This is a genomic window from Yersinia sp. J1 (genome assembly GCF_050586585.1).
Lineage (GTDB): Bacteria > Pseudomonadota > Gammaproteobacteria > Enterobacterales > Enterobacteriaceae > Yersinia > Yersinia entomophaga.
Window position 1 is genome coordinate 691,531 of record NZ_JBOBDP010000001.1, and the last position, 18,397, is coordinate 709,927.

Here is an 18,397-nt window from a genome sequence, read left to right on the forward strand (position 1 = left end):
ACTTTATTCCTTGTCAGAGAACCGCACAAATGGCTAAAGAACAAAACCCTACAAAACCTCTTGAGCAACTGACTGATATACAGCGTCATGTTACGCAGAACCACGGAACCGAAGCGCCATTTTCCGGCAAACTGCTGCACAATAAGCGCACCGGGGTGTATCAGTGCCTATGCTGCCAGCAACCGCTATTTATCTCCGATTCCAAATTTGATTCCGGCTGCGGCTGGCCCAGTTTTTACGAACCTATCGCCGCCGACTCTATTCGCTATATTGATGATTATTCACATAATATGCATCGGGTAGAGATCCGCTGTGGTCACTGCGACGCTCATCTGGGCCACGTGTTCCCCGACGGCCCGCAGCCAACCGGCGAGCGTTACTGTGTCAATTCGGCCTCGCTGAATTTTGTTGACGATGAGAGTGGCGAACAGATAGCGGGTTGAACCTTTATCTCGACGTATTTTTAATTTGCAATTTTGCTGAAAAAACGATTCAGCAAATTATTCACTTAGGAATGCCCAATGGAGCTTGATGATTTGATTGCCTCCATGACGCCGGAAATTTACCAGCGTTTGTCGCAGGCGGTGGAGTTAGGGAAATGGCCCGATGGTGTAGCCCTGACGGCAGAACAAAAAGAGAACAGTCTGCAAATGGTTATGTTGTGGCAAGCCCGGCATAACACAGACGCTCAACATATGAGTATTGGCACCGACGGCCAGATCGTGATGAAGAGTAAGCAGGAGCTTAAACAGCAGTTTGCCAAGCAGCCGCTGATTAAGATTAAAGCGCAATAATTCAGGCGAGAGCCGGAACCACACTGGCGAGCATACAAAAGCGAAACGGGCCATTCCGCCTAATGCTGGTCATTTAAGGTGACCAGCAGCCTTTTTATGCGGGTACTTTTTACATTTTGCTCTGACTTCATGCGGGTAACTTCATTCCCGTCTTAACGGCAACATGCAATGTCTGGCCTGTTCTTAAAATCTTTTTAACTCTCCCGGCACTGTCTGTTCCCGGCGAGACCCACGGCAGCGTTATAAGTCGCCGCATTAGCCTGGTTATCGCGCGGCTAAACTCAGCTATACGGCAGATAATCGCCTTTCAGAGGGTACGCCGTTTTGACCATCTGGTAGCGAACCCAATTGTAAACCTCATCACTCCTGCCGCATCATTTCGGGTAACCTGCTGCGAAGCGTCTAACTGTACAACTCAACCCTATCATGTTTAGAGCTTATCTAATTCCGTCAAGCCGTTCGGCTATCTGTGACAATGAGACTAATTGCGCACCGGCGCTCCGCATTTCAATCAACGCCAGCTCACTGTCTTGCGGTTGCAGGTTAACACCGCGACAGCCTTCGGTAATCACCCAGGTTTCATAGCCCAGGGTGAGAGCATCTAACACGCTGTATTTAACGCAATAATCGGTGGCTAAACCCATGACCAGCAGACGGTTAATACTCTGCGCTTTTAACCAGTCATCCAGTGCCGTTTTTGCCCGTCGACCGTTATCAAAGAACGCGCTGTAGCTGTCTATCTCGGGGTCCTGACCTTTCCGAAATACTTGTTGAATAGCTGAACTGTTCAGGTGGGGATGAAAATCAGCTCCCGGTTGATGCTGCACGCAGTGTACTGGCCACCACACTTGCGTCAGTCCATTCAGATCGCCAATCGTTCCCGGTTGCGCATTGGAGTTAACGGCGAAACTGCGGTGGTTTGCCGGATGCCAATCCTGACTGGCAATAATCGAATAATCCCGTTTTTGGCACAGTTCGATAGCCTGATTCGCTACCCCGATGACTTTATCGCCATCGGTGACAGCCAATGCGCCAGCGGGGCAAAAATCATTCTGTAAATCAATTAAAAGCAGGGCGGTTTTCATTCAGGCTCCGAAGATTAACCGACATCGGTTAATTCACCACGTAGGTTCTGTTGCATCAATTGGCGAATTTGGTCGGCATCCAGCGGCTGGCTGAGCAGATAGTGCAATTTGGTCAACGCCGCTTCTACGGTCATATCAAATCCACTGATCACGCCAGCATGAGCCAGAGCATTACCGGTGGCATAGCCGTCCATATTCACACGACCAGAAATACACTGAGTCAAATTCACCACTACAATGCCACGTTCGCTGGCATGTTTCAGCTCATCCAACAGTTCGGCTTTCTGCGGGGCATTACCCACGCCGTAAGAACGCAAAATCAGCGCCTTGACCGGCTGTAGCAAGAAGTTGCGCACTACCGCGCCGGAAATCCCCGGATAGATAGTCACGACCCCAATGGGCTGCGGCGTAATGTTATGCACGATCAACGGACCGTTACTGGCCGGAGAGATGACCGAAGTTACGCGGCGAATGTGTATCCCGGCTTCCAATAACACCGATAGGTTGGGTGAGGCAAAGGCGTCGAAACCATCGGCATGAGCCTTGGTGGTGCGATTGCCGCGAAACAGTTTGTTATTGAAGAACAGGGTCACTTCGTTAACCGGATAGTTTGCCGCCAGATACAGCGAGTTCAACAGGTTGGTTTGCCCATCGGAACGCAACTCCGCCAATGGAATCTGTGACCCTGTCACTATGACCGGTTTAGCCAGATTCTCCAGCATAAAAGACAAAGCGGAAGCGGTAAACGCCATGGTATCCGTACCATGCAAAATCACGAAGCCATCATAAAGATCGTAATTCTGCTTAATGTCATCGGCGATGTGCTGCCAGTCTTCCGGCGTCATATCCGAAGAATCAATCAAAGGCGCGTATTCGTGAATGGTAAAATCGGGCATTTCAGGACGATGGAATTCAGGCATCAGCGCCAGTTGACGTTGTAAATGGCCGGATACCGGGATGTAACCCTGTTCAGAGCGCTGCATACCGATAGTACCGCCGGTATAGGCAACGTAAATGGATTTCTTTTGCATGTAAGCATACCGCTGAGTGAGATGACTGGATTATAGGGTGGCTGGCGCAGAAAAAAAGCCCGGCAAGTACCGGGCTGGAGATTTATCTGTTATTTGCGTTGTTTATCAGCGTACATCACCGCAATTCAGGCAAAGCGCATAGCGATTCTGTGGATCGTTCAGATTAGTAAAGAAACCCGGTTGATCTTTTACCGCCATGGCGAGCGTGGAAACTGGCGCTGGCAGCCAAGCTTGCAGCACTGAAGGCAGCATGGCGTGAACCGACGCCCCCATTTGCCCAAACAGCATATCGATGAAGCCCGGCTGATCGACATACCAGTTCAGCTGGTAGGTTTTCAGCTTAGCCAGCTCGGCGGCTTTTTTCACCGCGTCATCGAAGTCGCCCAGTTGATCCACCAAACCGTTGTTTTTGGCATCTAAACCTAACCAGACGTGTCCTTGAGCAATGGCATCAACCTGCTCAGGTGTTTTATGGCGCGAGGTAGCAACCAGATCGATAAAGTTCTTATAACCATTCTCGATGCTGATTTGCATCATCTGAGCAAATTCAGGCGGCAAATTCTTGGTGACAGCCACGTCAGCCAGCGGCGAAGTAGCTACGCCGTCGGTATGGACACCCAAGGCACCCAGCGAATCCTGATAGGTGTTGACCACGCCGAAGATGCCGATGGAACCGGTCAGGGTGCTTGGGCTGGCGATAATGTAGTTCGCCGGGGTGGATACCCAGTAACCGCCGGATGCAGCCATCCCGCCCATAGAAACGACAAGCGGTTTGTTTGCGGCACGTAGCGCGGCCAGTTCGGAGCGAATCAGCTCAGAGGCGCTGACGCTGCCACCCGGACTATTTACCCGCAATACCACCGCTTTGATTTTCGGATTCAAACGCGCTTCACGGATTTGTGCCGCGGTATTATCACCGCCCACGCTGCCGGGCGTTTGTGGACCATCCATAATCGCCCCGTTAATAAAGATAACGGCGATTTCTTCACCTTGCTGCACTTTTGGAGCAGGTTGGTAATCGTAAATACTGACGGAGTTGTAATCGTTTTTTTGCTTGTCCCAGCCGAAAGTTTTGATCAATTCAGCTTCTACCGCCGGACGGGAGGCCAACTGATCAACCAGTTTATGTTCCAGCGCGTACTGCGCCGGATCGCCACCAACCTGCTGCAAGCCGCTGATAATACCGGCCGCTCCGGGGAACAGTTGTTCAGGAGTGAGCTGGCGGTTAGCGGCAACTGCCGTCAGATAGTTATTCCACATGCCGCCGATCCAGCGGGTATCCGCTTCACGCGCAGCCGGAGACATATCATCGCGAATCATAGGTTCCACGGCGGATTTATAAGTCCCGACGCGGAAAATATTGGTCGTGACTTTCAGTTTTTCCAGCAGAGATTTGTAGTACAGGTTATTGCTGGCAAAGCCTTTTAGATCCACCGAGCCTTGAGGAGACAGGTAGATTTTATTGGCGAAACTGGCCAGATAATATTGTTGCTGGTTATAGCTATCACCCACGGCATAGATAGGCTTGCCACTGTCACGGAATTCGCGTAGCGCTTTGCCAATGTATTGCAGAGAAGGCTGGTCGGCACCGGCAAAATCAGACAGGGACAAAACGAGCCCATTGATATTGTTATCGGTTTTAGCCCGACGAAGGGTTTCCACCACGTCGAACAGCGAATTTTCCTGCAGACGGTTGCTCGATGCCCCTAACATTTCGCGGGTGAACTGCATCACTTTATTGTTCACTGCCGGCGTATCTACCACCACACCGGTCAGATTGACCAGCAGAGCACCTTTTACCGGTTCAACCGGCTTGCTTTGGACCATCAGATAAATACCGACGCCCACAACGATGAGGAAAATCAGGAACAGGTTAAGAACGAATTCTCTGACAAAATTAAGTAGACGCCAGGTCCACTTGAAAAAACCGCTAATAATTCGCCACAAAGTGCGCATGTGATCTCCAACAAATCCGAGCAAGTGGGGGTATCCTAATGACCTACAAATAAAAAGTCAGTATTAAATCATCAGACAGCTAAACGTATTGGTCAAGCTGGTAACAAATCCTCTACTTATGTTACCGTGCTGAAAATGAAAATCGTTATCTGGAGAAGAGTATGGATGCGTTAGATTTGCTGCTTAACCGCCGTTCGGCCTCGCGTTTGACCGCCCCTGCGCCAACTGGCGAAGCGTTGGAAAATATCATTCACGCCGGTATGCGCGCTCCGGATCATGGTGCACTGCAACCCTGGCGTTTTGTGCTAATTGAAGGAGAAGGGTTGGGACGTTTCAGCGAATTGCTGCAAAAAGCAGTGCGCCATGATGGCTCCGACGATGCGGTACTGGAAAAGGCGAAAATGGCTCCTTTCCGCGCGCCACTGATTATTACCGTGATTGCCCATGTGACGGAAAACCCGAAAGTACCAAACTGGGAGCAGGTTGTTTCCGCCGGTTGTGCGGTGCAGGCAATGCAAATGGCTGCTCTGGCGCAAGGTTTTAACGGTATCTGGCGAACTGGCTCATGGACACATCATTCGGTGGTTCGGGCCGGTTTTGCCTGCCGTGAACAGGATGAAATTGTCGGTTTCCTCTATCTTGGCACACCGCAGTTAAAAGGTTCCAGTAAGGTGACGCCGCAGGATGTCAGCACCTTCGTTAGCCACTTTTAAGCCTTTCCCAATGCAGCTTAGGCCAGAAATTGGCAGCTTAAGCTGCGTTTGCGTCTGCTTTGTGACCAAGCTAACTGCCTGAACAGCCAGCGCTACTTATCAATTCCCTCGGTAAGCGCTACCATAGGCGATATGTTCTTTGCCTATCATAATCAGTGTTAATTAATCCGATGATGGTTAACCGAGGGAAGTGATATATGACATCGCCAGCGATACGTCTTACGCAATATAGCCACGGAGCCGGATGCGGCTGCAAAATCTCGCCGAAAGTGCTGGAAACCATTTTGCACTCCGATCAGCAGAAATTCTTCGATCCGCGGCTATTGGTGGGTAATGAAACCCGGGACGATGCGGCGGTGTACGATATTGGCAGCGGTGTCGGTATTATCAGCACCACGGATTTCTTTATGCCGATCGTGGATGATCCCTTCGATTTTGGCCGTATTGCTGCCACTAATGCGATCAGCGATATCTATGCCATGGGGGGGAAACCTATTATGGCGATTGCGATTCTTGGCTGGCCGATCGATAAATTGGCGCCGGAAGTGGCGCGTCGGGTGATTGAAGGTGGGCGACACGTTTGCGCTCAGGCGGGTATTTCGCTGGCCGGTGGGCATTCTATCGATGCGCCAGAGCCGATTTTTGGTCTGGCAGTGACCGGCGTGATCAGTACCGAACAGGTGAAGAAAAACAGCGCCGCACAGGCAGGCTGCAAGCTGTTTTTGACCAAACCCTTAGGCATTGGCGTTCTGACAACGGCGGAAAAGAAAAGTAAATTACGGCCGGAGCATCAAGGCGTTGCAACTGAAACTATGTGCCAATTGAATAAATCAGGCGCTGATTTTGCTCACATTGCCGGCGTTACCGCGATGACCGACGTGACCGGTTTCGGCCTATTGGGGCATTTAAGCGAAATCTGTCAGGGTTCCGGTGTGCAGGCAACGCTACATTTTTCGGCGATTCCCAAATTGCCTGCGGTGGTTGAATATATTGAAGAAGGCTGTGTGCCGGGGGGGACGCAGCGTAACTTTGACAGCTACGGTCATCTGATCGGGCAGATGTCTGATTTACAAAGAAAACTGTTGTGCGATCCTCAAACCTCCGGTGGCCTGCTACTGGCAGTATTACCGGCGGCTGAAAATGAGGTTCATGCCGTAGCTGAGCGCTATGGCATGATGCTTAGCCCGATAGGGGAACTGACTGCACCGCGCACCGATCGCGCCTTAATTGAGATTTGCGAATGATTTTCCCATCGCCTTCAATACCGATACTACCGACGTTTCTTTAGGGCCGCTAATGCAACTGTTTATTGCCGAAAAACCCAGTCTGGCCCGCGCTATTGCCGATATCTTGCCGAAACCCCATAAGCGGGGGGACGGCTTTATTGCCTGTGGTAATCAACACGTTGTCACCTGGTGCGTCGGGCATTTGCTCGAACAGGCGCAGCCGGATGCCTACGATAGTCGCTATGCGCGATGGTCATTGGCCGATCTACCGATTATTCCTGAAAAGTGGCAATTGAAGCCGCGGCCTTCGGTCAGCAAACAGCTTAACGTTATCAAACAGTTGTTACAGCAGGCTGATGAAGTCGTCCACGCGGGCGACCCGGATCGCGAAGGGCAGCTTTTGGTCGATGAGGTGTTGGATTATCTGGGATTAGCGGCGGAAAAACGACAGAATGTGCGGCGCTGCCTGATAAACGATCTCAACCCGCAGGCGGTAGAGCGGGCAGTTTCTCGTCTACGCGATAACAAAGAGTTTATTCCGCTGTGCGTTTCCGCTCTGGCGCGCTCACGGGCTGATTGGCTATACGGCATCAATATGACTCGCGCTTATACCATTCTGGGTCGTAATGCGGGTTACGACGGCGTGCTGTCCGTTGGCCGGGTGCAAACGCCGGTTCTGGGGCTGGTCGTCCGGCGGGACGAAGAAATTGAAGACTTTGTACCCAAGGATTTCTTTGAGGTTAAGGCTCATATTGTTACGCCGGCCGATGAACGCTTTGTTGCCTTGTGGCAGCCAAGCGATTCCTGTGAATCCTATCAGGATGAGGAAGGTCGCTTACTGCACCGTCCCTTAGCTGAGCACGTCGTCAACCGGATCACTGGCCAGCCGGCGCGGGTGACATCCTATAATGATAAACGGGAATCAGAAACCGCACCTTTACCGTTTTCCCTGTCTACGCTGCAAATCGAGGCCGCCAAGCGTTTTGGCCTTAGCGCTCAACAGGTGCTGGATGTGTGCCAGCGTTTATACGAAACCCACAAACTTATTACTTATCCTCGCTCGGATAGCCGTTATCTGCCGGAAGAGCATTTTGCCGGTCGTCATTCGGTGTTGAATGCAATCAGCGTGCATCTACCGGATTTACAGCCGCCAGCGGTGATGGACAGCGACCGCCGCAATCGTTGCTGGGACGATAAGAAAGTGGATGCGCACCATGCGATTATTCCTACTGCCCGCTCCAGCAAGGTTTCATTGACGCAGGATGAAGCCAAGGTCTATACCTTGGTCGCTACTCAGTATCTGATGCAATTTTGTCCCGACGCGATGTTCCGCAAATGCGTGATTGAACTGGATATTGCCGGAGGAAAATTTATCGCCAAAGCTCGTTTTCTGGCCGAGGCGGGCTGGCGTACGCTATTGGGCAGCAAAGAGCGAGACGAGGAAAACGAAGGTTCACCGCTGCCGGTGGTTGCTCAAGGGGACGAATTGCTGTGTGAAAAGGGCGAGGTGGTAGAGCGACAAACGCAACCGCCGCGGCCTTTTACCGATGCAAGTTTATTGTCTGCCATGACGGGCATAGCGCGCTTTGTGCAGGATAAAGAACTGAAAAAAGTCCTGCGCGCGACCGATGGTTTAGGGACAGAAGCGACTCGCGCGGGCATCATTGAACTGTTATTTAAACGCACTTTCCTATTTAAAAAAGGGCGTTACATTCATGCCAGCCCTGCGGGAAGGGCGTTGATCCATGCGTTGCCGGATATTGCCGCTCGACCCGATATGACGGCGCACTGGGAGTCGACTTTGACGCAAATCAGTGAGAAAAACTGTCGTTATCAGGATTTTATGCAACCATTAGTGGTAACGCTGCAAAATTTAATTTATCAGGCAAAGCAGAACCGAACGCCTCAGGCGTTTCGTGGTTTACCGGCTGCGCCGGCCGTTCCGGCTAAAAAAAGTAAAAAAACCAGCGTGAAGGCAAAGGAGAGTAAATCATGAAAAAAACCATAATGATAGGGTGCCTCGCGTTGAGCGTTTTATTCTGCAGCACGACTTGGGCAAACCGCCCAAACCTGGGAAATAACGTGGATGTGGTGGTGCCTTTGCCTCCGGACATGTGGAATAACGCCGGTACGCGTGGAACCAATAATAATAACTGTCCCCGCTGCTGCGTTTATCAAAATCAGAATTACTCGGAAGGGGCAGTTTTGCGGGTGGAAGGCGAGATATTGCAGTGTGTGCGGGATCCGAACGTCACTGGAACCCATCCACTGATTTGGAAACGACTTCCTCGTTAACCTATTTGGTTGTCCGTTGGCTGATAAAGGCTTCCAGTAAAGGAATATCCGCCGGAGCCAACGGATAATTTAGTGCTTGCTCCGGAGTGACCCAGATTAAAGCCGAATGGCAATGCATCTGGGGTTCTCCGTAAAATTCCTCTACGCGCCAGGCATGTAAACAAATTCTGCGATCGGGTAAATCTCGCTGGTGGCTGGCAACGTAACCGGAAATTTTGGCGTCAATGTCCAATTCTTCTGCTAATTCGCGTCGTAACGCCTGCGGCTGGCTTTCACCTGGCTCAACCTTTCCTCCGGGAAACTCCCACAAACCGGCCTGATCGCTGCTTTCATCTCGCTGAGCCAGCAGGATTTTGTCCTGATGCTGAATGATAGCGGCAACCACGTCGATAAGTTTCATGAATATAATCTCTCAGAGGAGCCATTCGGCGTATAAGAATTGCGACATTCCCCGTGTTGCCACGGGGAAAATAGCGATGAAAATAGTTATAGAGAAAACTCAGACCAGATCGGGGCGTGATCGGACGGTTTTTCCATACTGCGGATCTCGTAATCAATACCGGTAGAAATGCAGCGGTCTGCAAGTGATTGAGTCGCTAGCACAACATCAATGCGCAGCCCGCGGTTTTCATCAAAGCCGCGAGAGCGATAATCGAACCAGGAGTAACGATCATGACAATCAGGGTTGGCGGCGCGGAAAGTATCGACCAGCCCCCAGTTTTGCAAACGGGCTAACCATTCCCGCTCTTCCGGTAAGAACGAACATTTTCCGGTGCGCAACCAGCGCTTACGGTTGTCTTCACCGATGCCGATATCTAAATCCGTTGGGCTAATATTGATATCGCCCATGATTAAAACCTGCGCCTCCGGGCTTAATTCTTTTTCCAAATAGCTTTGTAGATCCTGATAAAAACGTTCTTTTGCCGGGAATTTAGTCGGATGATCGCGGCTTTCGCCCTGTGGAAAATAACCGTTAATGACGGTTAAAACACCCTGTGGCGTTTCCAGATCGGCCATAATAATCCGGCGCTGGGCATCTTCTTCATCGGTTGGGAAACCACGGCGCACTGCCAGCGGTTGCTGCTTGGTGAGCAGAGCGACGCCATAATGTCCTTTTTGGCCATGATAAAACACGTGATAGCCATGCTGGCTAACTTCTTCAAGAGGGAACATATCATCGTGAACTTTGGTTTCTTGTAGCCCAATAACGTCCGGCTGATGTTGTTCGATGATCGCCGCTAATTGATGAGGGCGGGCACGTAGACCATTGATATTAAAAGAGACAAATTTCATAGCCAGCGTCGTTTCCTGATAAAAATGTGCGTGAATAGTAGCAGATATCCGATAAAAATGTAATGAAGTGGGGAGGTGGCTGAGTCGATAGGGGGCGCTTTGCTATAGATTTACATTCAGCGATTTAAACTTGTTATAGGCTGTCTTATTCACAATATAGAAAATGCAATGACTATGAGTGGGAGTAGATGCAGTTAAGGATAAACTAACATGTATTCTGGACTATATATTTAAGAAGTCAGTTAACTATCCCATCGTTAAATATTAAAATCAGACTTTTATATGGTGTAATATTAAAAATAGAGAGTGAACTATAATCCTCACATCTAACATTTGCCGCGTGTCAGTTATTATTTTGTTGATAAATTAGCTTAAAAAAAGAATGGTAAGGTGTTGGTATTTGAATAAGCCTCATTATTTAGTCATCACAGATAAATAAATTTATCATTTGTTATAGTGACGTAGTAACGTTATCAGCATGATTGGCAAAAAATAGGATTTATTATAAATCTGGAATTTATTTTGTTTCTAATTTTCACTATCTTTATTATAGGTAAGCCCCGCGGTTGACAATATTTTAACTAAACTATGGTAGTGAAATGCCTCAAGAATTTTTATGGGTTAACGCCGCTATAATATAAAAAATAATTCTGTTAATTTATTTTAATAGGCTTCAGTGAAATGGCTTTTTTTAGGTCGGCTAATTAAAATACTCTAACTTTTTTAGTAGTGCTGATCGACAGTTAAATAATCAGTCAAATGCTAATATACCAAATTAGAAAATCAATAAACAGCCATTCTGGCGGTGTGAAAATTTGCATATTTAATATTGGTTATTATCTACAGCTCTGGCTGACTATCCCTATTTTTATGATGAATATTAACGTGTAAATGAATAAAATTAACACACGATTATTTTTCATTCATGAACGAATAAAAATTATTAGTTAATAAGCATGGAATTAAGTATCGAGTTTTGTTAAAAATTATAGAACATAAACTATATATATATTTAAAACCAATTCATGCATCGCTGATGAATATTATGATCTTAACCGTACTTCAAATACATAAATGTCATTTTATGAGCCACTTTTACAATACGTGTTTACTGTTCTTATTTTAGATTTAACCTGTTGTTTTTAGTGATTTTTTTTCAATAAAATGAAGTTGAGAAAGTTTAGTGATTGTGAAAAAACAATTTGTCCGGGTAACCGGTAGCATTTTTAATAATCAATGGTTGAATAAAGGATGGTGAACTATGTTTTTATCTAGAAAACTAGAGGCATTTATGGCGGTTGTGGAATACGGTTCTTTAAGTAAAGCGGCGCGAGTTATGAATCGCACTACGCCACCCGTAGCCAAATCGATTAAAGACTTTGAAAGTATTATAGGAAAGAAACTGTTCAAAAGAGAAAAATTTGGCATGAGCCTCACTCATGATGGAGAAGTGCTATATAATGATCTGAAGGATCTTCATCAGCAAGATAAAGAAATTACCAGCAAACATCTTACGGGGCATGTTTCTAATGCGGTGAATATTTATTACGATTGGGGTAAGGTGGATAGCTTAACAAAAATATGGGAAGTGGCAGAGAAGAACAATATACATGCAAGCATTATTAGATTTTGCTATGAAATGATTGATGATATTTGTGACTTTGACGGAAATAGCTTGATTATCTCTTCAGAGAAAATTCTTTGCGACAGATTTTCTCTCATTAAAGAAGCCTGTGATACCGGTTTGGGGGTTTATGCCCGTAAGGAAATTATTGGTGAAAATTCAGATATTATCAATTTATTACGTAGCAATACTTGGCTATGCAATCCAATACTGTATAAGAGCGAATTTATAAAATCGTTAGAAGAAGAGGTGAAGAAGTCTGTGAGCAAAGTTAGCATCAGACAGGTAGATAATTTAAATTGTTGCCTGAGTTTTATCAATTCTGGTAATTATGTTTGTATTACTGACTCGATTATCGATAGTTTTGCCGTTTGTAATAAACTAGGTTTTGTTAACCTTAAAGATCACTTTGGCGATCATAAGTTCTACTTTTATAAATCCAGATCGCATTCCAGCGTGCTCAATGGGTTAATAGACTTTGTAAAAGCAATAAACTGATAAGTAAAAATTAGCGCACTGAGGTATACAGTCTGGTAGTTTGTCATGTTTGTTGGCATTGATTCTTGATCTATATAAGACTCAGATAGAGGAATATTTATATTTCTTTTATCGTGGTTGGCATGCTGACAAACATTACTTTTGAGTCAATAGGGATGTAACGCACCCAGTGTCACTTTCGCGCTGAGAACCAACATGTATTCCATTTGGGTAAAGCATCGCCATTGAATGAGGGACGGGGGTCTATCGCATTGGGTTGTTCATATTGCCTCTCGTCAAAGGTTTGGCGATAGAACGAGTTTAGAGCCTAGCAAAGGATAGAGAGGATATACCGGGTGTCGGTGGCGGAAAATAGGGTGTGGTTTGGCGAAATTTAACCTGGTTAAGCACCTTTTTGATTTTGAACCGAAATAAAAAATCATTTTGAACCGAAATAAAAAATCTATAGTGCGATCTTCGTTTAAATTGACGACTATATGACTGAGCGCATCCTGTTCAACTCTATCCAAGGGCTGTTAACTAAGGGGAATGCTGCTCATCTTAGCTTCTGCCTGAAGCGTTAAGGCCTGCTAGAAGGCGAAAGGAGTTTATTGGTAGGATAATACCGGTAGTTGGGGGAGCATCATTTCGTTCTTCACCCTTCGGGTTACCGAAGTGCAATGTTGTCTCACGCTGCTCGACTCAAACCCTGTCGAAAGTTATTACCTTCGCCCAAAATATCTAAGGGTGGTTTGGTGATGGGGTTAATACCTTGGAAATATAAGAGAGATGGTGGTGGGGGAAGGATTCGAACCTTCGAAGTCGATGACGGCAGATTTACAGTCTGCTCCCTTTGGCCGCTCGGGAACCCCACCACTGAATTTGTGGTTTTTATTTCTGGCTAAATACCTGGCCGGTATTTTTTAATGATTTTGCTATTCATCTTAATTACTGCGCTTGGCTATTTAATATTCCGAATAACCTAACAAGCCAGTTTAAAATGGTGGTGGGGGAAGGATTCGAACCTTCGAAGTCGATGACGGCAGATTTACAGTCTGCTCCCTTTGGCCGCTCGGGAACCCCACCACTGGCCTAACTGCTTAGAAACGTTGTCTCGGTAAGCGGGGCGCATCATATCAAATGAAGCGCCACTGTAAAGACTTGATTTGAAAAAAAAGATTTGTTTGCCGTTTTTTTGCTCTTGAAGGTGTTTCTTCAAACAAAAACTAACGATTTATTGTGCAGTTACAGAATAACTGTGCGATTACCGTAAACAAAAACGCGCTGCGCTAAAACACGATAAAGTGCGCGGCTCAGTACGTTTTTCTCCACATCTCGGCCAGCACGCATCATATCTTCAGCGGTATAAGAATGATCAACGTGGATAACGTCCTGCATGATAATTGGGCCTTCATCCAGACTGTCATTTACATAGTGAGCCGTTGCCCCAATAATTTTCACGCCGCGTTCATAAGCCTGATGATAAGGGCGTGCACCAATAAAAGCTGGCAGGAATGAATGATGGATATTGATAATTTGGTATGGATAGCGCTGTACAAAGGCAGGAGTTAATACCCGCATATATTTGGCCAGAACAACATAATCAGGTTGGTATTGGTCAATCTGCGTAATCAGCTGTTGATCGTGTTGATCCCGAGTTAATCCTTCATGGCTAACCAGATGGAAGGGGATATCAAACCGCTCGACCAGGTGTCGCAAGGAATCATGGTTACCAATGACGGCGGCGATTTCTACATCCAGTCCACCATAAGCGCTTTTCATTAACAGGTCGCCAAGGCAATGAGCTTCTTTGGTGACCATGATAACAATGCGTCTGCGCCCTGCAGTATGCAGCTCGCGGCTGGTACCTTCGGGCAGTGCATCATCCAAATCGGCGAGCAACGTTGTGTCGTTAAAGATCCCTTCCAGTTCGGTGCGCATAAAGAAGCGCCCGGTCAGATGATCTACAAACTCATTATTTTGAACAATATTAAGCTGATGCTTGTAACAAATATTGGTGATCTTGGCGATTAACCCTTTGGCGTCAGGACAAATGGTACGTAATACTTTTCTTTGTATATTCTGGTGTGGCATAAGTTGGTCAATCCTGTCTGAGATATCTTTGATGTTGTGTTTTAATTCGATGCAGCCAGATTAGGCACGTTTAGGCGTAAATCATCCGCAGCATTTCTTATATTTTTTGCCTGAACCGCAAGGACAACTGTCGTTCCTGCCGACCTGAGGGCGTATTCCATCAATATAGTACCAGCGTTCATTTAAACGAAGGAAGCGCGAACGTTCATGCATCATCGAAATGGCACCGCTATTGCCTTCTTTAAATCGGGCAACAAACTCGACAAATCCTTCATCTGGATGGGAACCGGCCGCTTCTTCTCTAACGGTTAAACCCAACCACTGCGTGCCTGCAAAACCCTCTGCGATATTGTCACGCCATTTTTCTGCATGGCAATCGGGATGCCAGGTACCTACCAAATAATTGACGTCTTCTTTGACATAAGCGCTGTAGCGCGAACGCATCAGAATGCCAGGCGTAGCTGCTACTTTAGCGCCGAGAATATAGGGTTCGCAGCAAAGTTCGTAATTTATACGGCTTCCGCAGGGGCAAGACTCTGTCAAAATATCTCCTGATAACATAATTAAATTCGCGTAATGCAATCTCTTCGTGGCAAGGTTGTGTAATAACGATTGCCTGACGCAATTTTCCAGGATGTGCACAGGAATGATTAAATTGTGCAGATCGGTCCAATTTGAAAGGTTTCAGCCGTATATCTTACCTAATCACCCCCCAAGGTTCAAAGGCATGGACTTAAAATGGGAATCGCGTGTCCTGTGTTTTTTATTGTGATGCCAATGGCTAAAATTGACCGGTGTTTCATTTTAATGTAAATTGCGTTTTGTGATTTAGATCACATTGTAATGGCGAAATTGAAAGGTCAAAATCATGAAGTTAATCAATAGAATCATCGCGATGTTCGAAAACATGCATATCTCTTTCGGCACATTCAACGCCTAATCATTTTCTGGCGTTTTTACCCAGGCCTGATGAGGTCTGGGTATCATTTAACTCAACTCGCTGATAGTGAGTCGTATTCTACGATTCCGATAGTGTTCTTCATCTTCACTTTGCCTCATCCCTCAACTCCCCCAGGTAAGATTCCGTCCTCAGATTGTGCTCCATATAAACGTTACCGTCTCATTAAACGGGTGGGTTATCGAGATGCCTCGTAGCAATTATTCTCTGTTGCAATACGATTAACTTTCTCTGTGAGACTCCGTGCAAAATGCAAGATTAGTCACGATTACTTACAGCCAAAGATTGGATTGTTCACTTATGATGCTGTAATTCAGCGATTAGAACGCGATGGTTCGATGATAATCAGGGTTATAAATTGCTCGATAATTCATTTGGTTAATTTGATGAATCAGATGGCAGAGTGATGACTAACAAGGATGTTAGCTGTATCTCACTAATGAGAATTAATGAAATTACAACTAATGAAAGCGTGCATGATGCTAAGTCCTGTGGGCAGTATAGCCAAATAGACGCTGTTAATAGTTTTGAGCATAGCTGACGTTGGTTGCGAAACGGGAACCGTATTCGAGTGAGATATACCGAAACACATGCGAGTGGATAATGCGACAAATAAAGGTAGGTTTAGCTCTTGGTGCAGGTGCAGCAAAAGGATGGGCGCACATTGGTGTGATCAATGCGCTGAAAAAGCTGGATGTGGAAATTGATATCATCGCCGGTTGTTCGGTTGGTGCACTCGTTGGCGCGGCGCAGGCGACCCAGCACATGCCGGAACTGGAGCGTTGGGTCAGATCCTTCAGCTATTGGGATGTGATTAAACTGATGGATTTTTCATGGCGAAGGGGCGGATTACTGCGAGGTGAACGTGTATTTAATACGGTGGGCGAACTTCTTTCAATCGATGACATGAGCCAGTGCGCCATTCCTTTTGGGGCGGTAGCAACCAACCTGAGTACTGGTAGAGAGTTATGGCTTACTGAAGGCAATATCCATCAGGCCATTCGTGCATCCTGTAGCATGCCGGGATTGTTCTCCCCCGTTTGGCTTGACGGCTACTGGCTGGTGGATGGTGCGGTGGTGAATCCGGTTCCTGTTTCATTGACCAGGGCAATGGGGGCTGACGTGGTCATTGCCGTTGATTTACAGCACGACGCACATCTTATGCAGCAAGATCTGCTTTCTATCAGTATGCCAACGGAGGAAACTCCTTCCGATATGCCACAAAACTGGCGCAGTCGCCTACGTGATCGCATTGCCCATCTGGCACCAAAACGTTCGAATACGCCTCCGAGCGCGATGGAAATTATGTCTACCTCTATCCAGGTGTTAGAAAACCGCCTGAAACGTAACCGTATGGCCGGCGATCCACCTGATGTGCTGATTCAACCTTATTGCCCACAGATATCTACTTTAGATTTTCATCGGGCGAATGAAGCCATTGCTGCCGGTGAATCGGCGGTTGAGCGCAAACTTGAGCAATTAGTGCTTTTAGCTAAAAGAAGAGGAAAAACACAGAATGGAAATAAAAATTGACGTCATGGCCACTTCTGGCAAGCACAAGTCACCTTTTTGAGCCACTATTAGCACAACGATAGCTAAGAGATAACATTGCATGGACAAACCGTTTACAGATAAGAACATTTTGATTGTTGAAGATGAAATGGTCTTTCGCACGGTACTGAATAATTATCTGAGCAACCTAGGGGCTTCGATATTACAGGCATCGAACGGTCTTGAAGCATTGAATTTGTTGGAAAACAGTATGCCTGACCTGATTCTCTGCGATTTGGCTATGCCAGAAATGGGAGGGATTGAACTGGTTGAGCAACTGCTGGTTCGGGGGATTAAAACTCCGGTTCTGGTTATCTCAGCCACAGACAAAATGACGGATATCGCGCAGGTTCTACGTTTGGGTGTAAAAGATGTTTTACTCAAACCTATAGATGATTTACATCGCCTGCGGGAAGCGGTATTGACTTGCCTGTATCCGACATTGTTTAGCTCTCCGGCGATTGAGGAAACTGAACTTATTCAAGACTGGGATGCGCTGAAGAAAAATCCGTTTGAAGCCGCACAGTTACTGCATCAGTTACAACCGCCCGCGCAACAAGTTATTGCTCGTTGCCGCGTGAATTACCGCCAGCTAACCGGCGTTGATCAACCGGGATTGGTTTTGGATATCGCCGCACTTTCTGATAGCGATTTGGCTTTCTATTGTCTTGATGTCACTCGAGCCGGTGATAATGGTGTTCTCGCGGCATTATTACTGCGGGTGTTATTCAACGGTATCTTGCAAGAACACTTAGCCGGTCGCCATCACCGTCTGCCGCAAATGCCGGCGTTGCTTAAACAGGTTAACCAACTCTTAAGACGAGCCCATCTTGAAGGGCAATTCCCCCTGTTGGTCGGGTATTACAATTCGGAATACAAAAACTTGATCCTGGTTTCCGCCGGGCTGCATGCTAATGTCAGCGCGGGTAAAAACCATATACAGCTGAGTAATGGCGTGCCTTTGGGAACGCTGAGAACCGCTCATTTAAATCAAATCAGTCAGCGCTGCGAGGCTTGGCAGTGTCAGGTATGGGGAGGGGGCAGCCAATTAAGACTTATGCTTTCTGCTGAATAATATTCATTATGCTTATTTACCATTCGTCATCCATTATCCCCACTGTCTTATTTCCCTCCCTTTTTTAAGTCCTGTATGTAGCCTATTTTTTGAACCAATGAAAAGAAACTCTGACCTGTAAATATAAGTCAGCTTATATCCTTCGTTTTTCCGTTGATTGCTACACTTCAATTGCCGGGTCTTAAGGTTACGTTAATGCTTCTCTCTTAAACTACGCTTAATGGC

The 18,397-nt window shown here is 46.9% G+C and carries 16 protein-coding genes, 2 tRNA genes and 1 other RNA gene; 9 read left to right on the plus strand and 10 right to left on the minus strand.

Annotated features, from left to right (window positions below; genetic code table 11):
* The first annotated feature begins 29 nt into the window (after positions 1 to 29).
* Both msrB and ACQ4OC_RS02950 read left to right on the plus strand, forming a co-directional pair.
* Entirely contained in the window at positions 30 to 443 is a 414-nt protein-coding gene (msrB, locus tag ACQ4OC_RS02945; protein ID WP_064513560.1) for a peptide-methionine (R)-S-oxide reductase MsrB, read from the plus strand.
* A 78-nt stretch (positions 444 to 521) separates the two neighbouring features.
* A complete protein-coding gene (locus ACQ4OC_RS02950) occupies positions 522 to 794 on the plus strand; it encodes a YeaC family protein (RefSeq protein WP_064513562.1) in 273 nt (90 codons plus the stop codon).
* A gap of 437 nt (positions 795 to 1,231) precedes the next feature.
* Here the strand turns inward: ACQ4OC_RS02950 and pncA are convergent, their stop codons facing one another.
* The 3 genes from pncA to sppA all read right to left on the minus strand — a co-directional run bounded on the left by pncA (position 1,232) and on the right by sppA (position 4,866).
* A complete protein-coding gene (gene pncA, locus ACQ4OC_RS02955; protein WP_064513564.1) occupies positions 1,232 to 1,879 on the minus strand; it encodes a bifunctional nicotinamidase/pyrazinamidase in 648 nt (215 codons plus the stop codon).
* A gap of 14 nt (positions 1,880 to 1,893) precedes the next feature.
* Positions 1,894 to 2,910: an asparaginase gene (gene ansA / locus ACQ4OC_RS02960; RefSeq protein ID WP_120805441.1), complete on the minus strand. Its 1,017-nt coding sequence runs from the start codon at positions 2,908 to 2,910 to the stop codon at positions 1,894 to 1,896.
* 105 nt (positions 2,911 to 3,015) lie between these two features.
* Entirely contained in the window at positions 3,016 to 4,866 is a 1,851-nt protein-coding gene (sppA, locus tag ACQ4OC_RS02965) for a signal peptide peptidase SppA (protein ID WP_120805443.1), read from the minus strand.
* Between the two features lie 161 nt (positions 4,867 to 5,027).
* Between sppA and ACQ4OC_RS02970 the strand changes: the two genes are divergently transcribed.
* The 4 genes from ACQ4OC_RS02970 to ACQ4OC_RS02985 all read left to right on the plus strand — a co-directional run bounded on the left by ACQ4OC_RS02970 (position 5,028) and on the right by ACQ4OC_RS02985 (position 9,100).
* Positions 5,028 to 5,579, plus strand: a complete 552-nt coding sequence (locus ACQ4OC_RS02970) for an NAD(P)H nitroreductase (RefSeq protein ID WP_430970916.1) — start codon at positions 5,028 to 5,030, stop codon at positions 5,577 to 5,579.
* 197 nt (positions 5,580 to 5,776) lie between these two features.
* Positions 5,777 to 6,823 carry a selenide, water dikinase SelD gene (selD, locus tag ACQ4OC_RS02975; protein ID WP_430970917.1) on the plus strand — a complete coding sequence of 349 codons (1,047 nt, stop codon included), beginning with the start codon at positions 5,777 to 5,779 and terminating at the stop codon, positions 6,821 to 6,823.
* A gap of 52 nt (positions 6,824 to 6,875) precedes the next feature.
* The gene (locus ACQ4OC_RS02980) at positions 6,876 to 8,801 is read left to right on the plus strand and encodes a DNA topoisomerase III (RefSeq protein ID WP_064518249.1); all 1,926 of its coding nucleotides are present in this window, start codon (positions 6,876 to 6,878) and stop codon (positions 8,799 to 8,801) included.
* Positions 8,798 to 9,100, plus strand: coding sequence for a DUF1496 domain-containing protein (locus ACQ4OC_RS02985; protein ID WP_064513574.1), 303 nt, complete (start codon positions 8,798 to 8,800; stop codon positions 9,098 to 9,100). Before ACQ4OC_RS02980 ends, ACQ4OC_RS02985 begins: the two co-directional genes overlap by 4 nt.
* A gap of 1 nt (position 9,101) precedes the next feature.
* Here ACQ4OC_RS02985 and ACQ4OC_RS02990 read toward each other — a convergent pair whose 3' ends face one another.
* Positions 9,102 to 9,500 carry a pyrimidine (deoxy)nucleoside triphosphate diphosphatase gene (locus ACQ4OC_RS02990; protein ID WP_064513576.1) on the minus strand — a complete coding sequence of 133 codons (399 nt, stop codon included), beginning with the start codon at positions 9,498 to 9,500 and terminating at the stop codon, positions 9,102 to 9,104.
* Positions 9,501 to 9,586: 86 nt separating this feature from the next.
* Entirely contained in the window at positions 9,587 to 10,393 is an 807-nt protein-coding gene (gene xthA, locus ACQ4OC_RS02995; RefSeq protein WP_064513579.1) for an exodeoxyribonuclease III, read from the minus strand.
* A gap of 1,261 nt (positions 10,394 to 11,654) precedes the next feature.
* Here xthA and ACQ4OC_RS03000 point away from each other — a divergent pair.
* Entirely contained in the window at positions 11,655 to 12,515 is an 861-nt protein-coding gene (locus ACQ4OC_RS03000) for a LysR family transcriptional regulator (protein WP_064513581.1), read from the plus strand.
* A 605-nt stretch (positions 12,516 to 13,120) separates the two neighbouring features.
* Here ACQ4OC_RS03000 and ACQ4OC_RS03005 read toward each other — a convergent pair.
* From ACQ4OC_RS03005 to ACQ4OC_RS03025, 5 genes are all read right to left on the minus strand, one after another.
* Positions 13,121 to 13,240: non-coding RNA, RtT sRNA (locus ACQ4OC_RS03005), on the minus strand.
* 44 nt (positions 13,241 to 13,284) lie between these two features.
* A tRNA-Tyr gene (locus tag ACQ4OC_RS03010) sits at positions 13,285 to 13,369 on the minus strand.
* Between the two features lie 126 nt (positions 13,370 to 13,495).
* Positions 13,496 to 13,580, minus strand: a tRNA-Tyr gene (locus tag ACQ4OC_RS03015).
* Positions 13,581 to 13,739: 159 nt separating this feature from the next.
* Positions 13,740 to 14,588, minus strand: coding sequence for a formyltetrahydrofolate deformylase (gene purU / locus ACQ4OC_RS03020; RefSeq protein WP_064513583.1), 849 nt, complete (start codon positions 14,586 to 14,588; stop codon positions 13,740 to 13,742).
* An 81-nt stretch (positions 14,589 to 14,669) separates the two neighbouring features.
* Entirely contained in the window at positions 14,670 to 15,131 is a 462-nt protein-coding gene (locus tag ACQ4OC_RS03025) for a YchJ family protein (RefSeq protein ID WP_064518251.1), read from the minus strand.
* 1,018 nt (positions 15,132 to 16,149) lie between these two features.
* Between ACQ4OC_RS03025 and rssA the strand changes: the two genes are divergently transcribed.
* Both rssA and rssB read left to right on the plus strand, forming a co-directional pair.
* Positions 16,150 to 17,079: a patatin-like phospholipase RssA gene (rssA, locus tag ACQ4OC_RS03030; RefSeq protein WP_064513588.1), complete on the plus strand. Its 930-nt coding sequence runs from the start codon at positions 16,150 to 16,152 to the stop codon at positions 17,077 to 17,079.
* A 79-nt stretch (positions 17,080 to 17,158) separates the two neighbouring features.
* Positions 17,159 to 18,172 (plus strand): two-component system response regulator RssB, encoded by a 1,014-nt coding sequence (rssB, locus tag ACQ4OC_RS03035; protein ID WP_064513589.1) that lies wholly within the window; start codon positions 17,159 to 17,161, stop codon positions 18,170 to 18,172.
* The last annotated feature ends 225 nt before the right edge of the window (positions 18,173 to 18,397 follow it).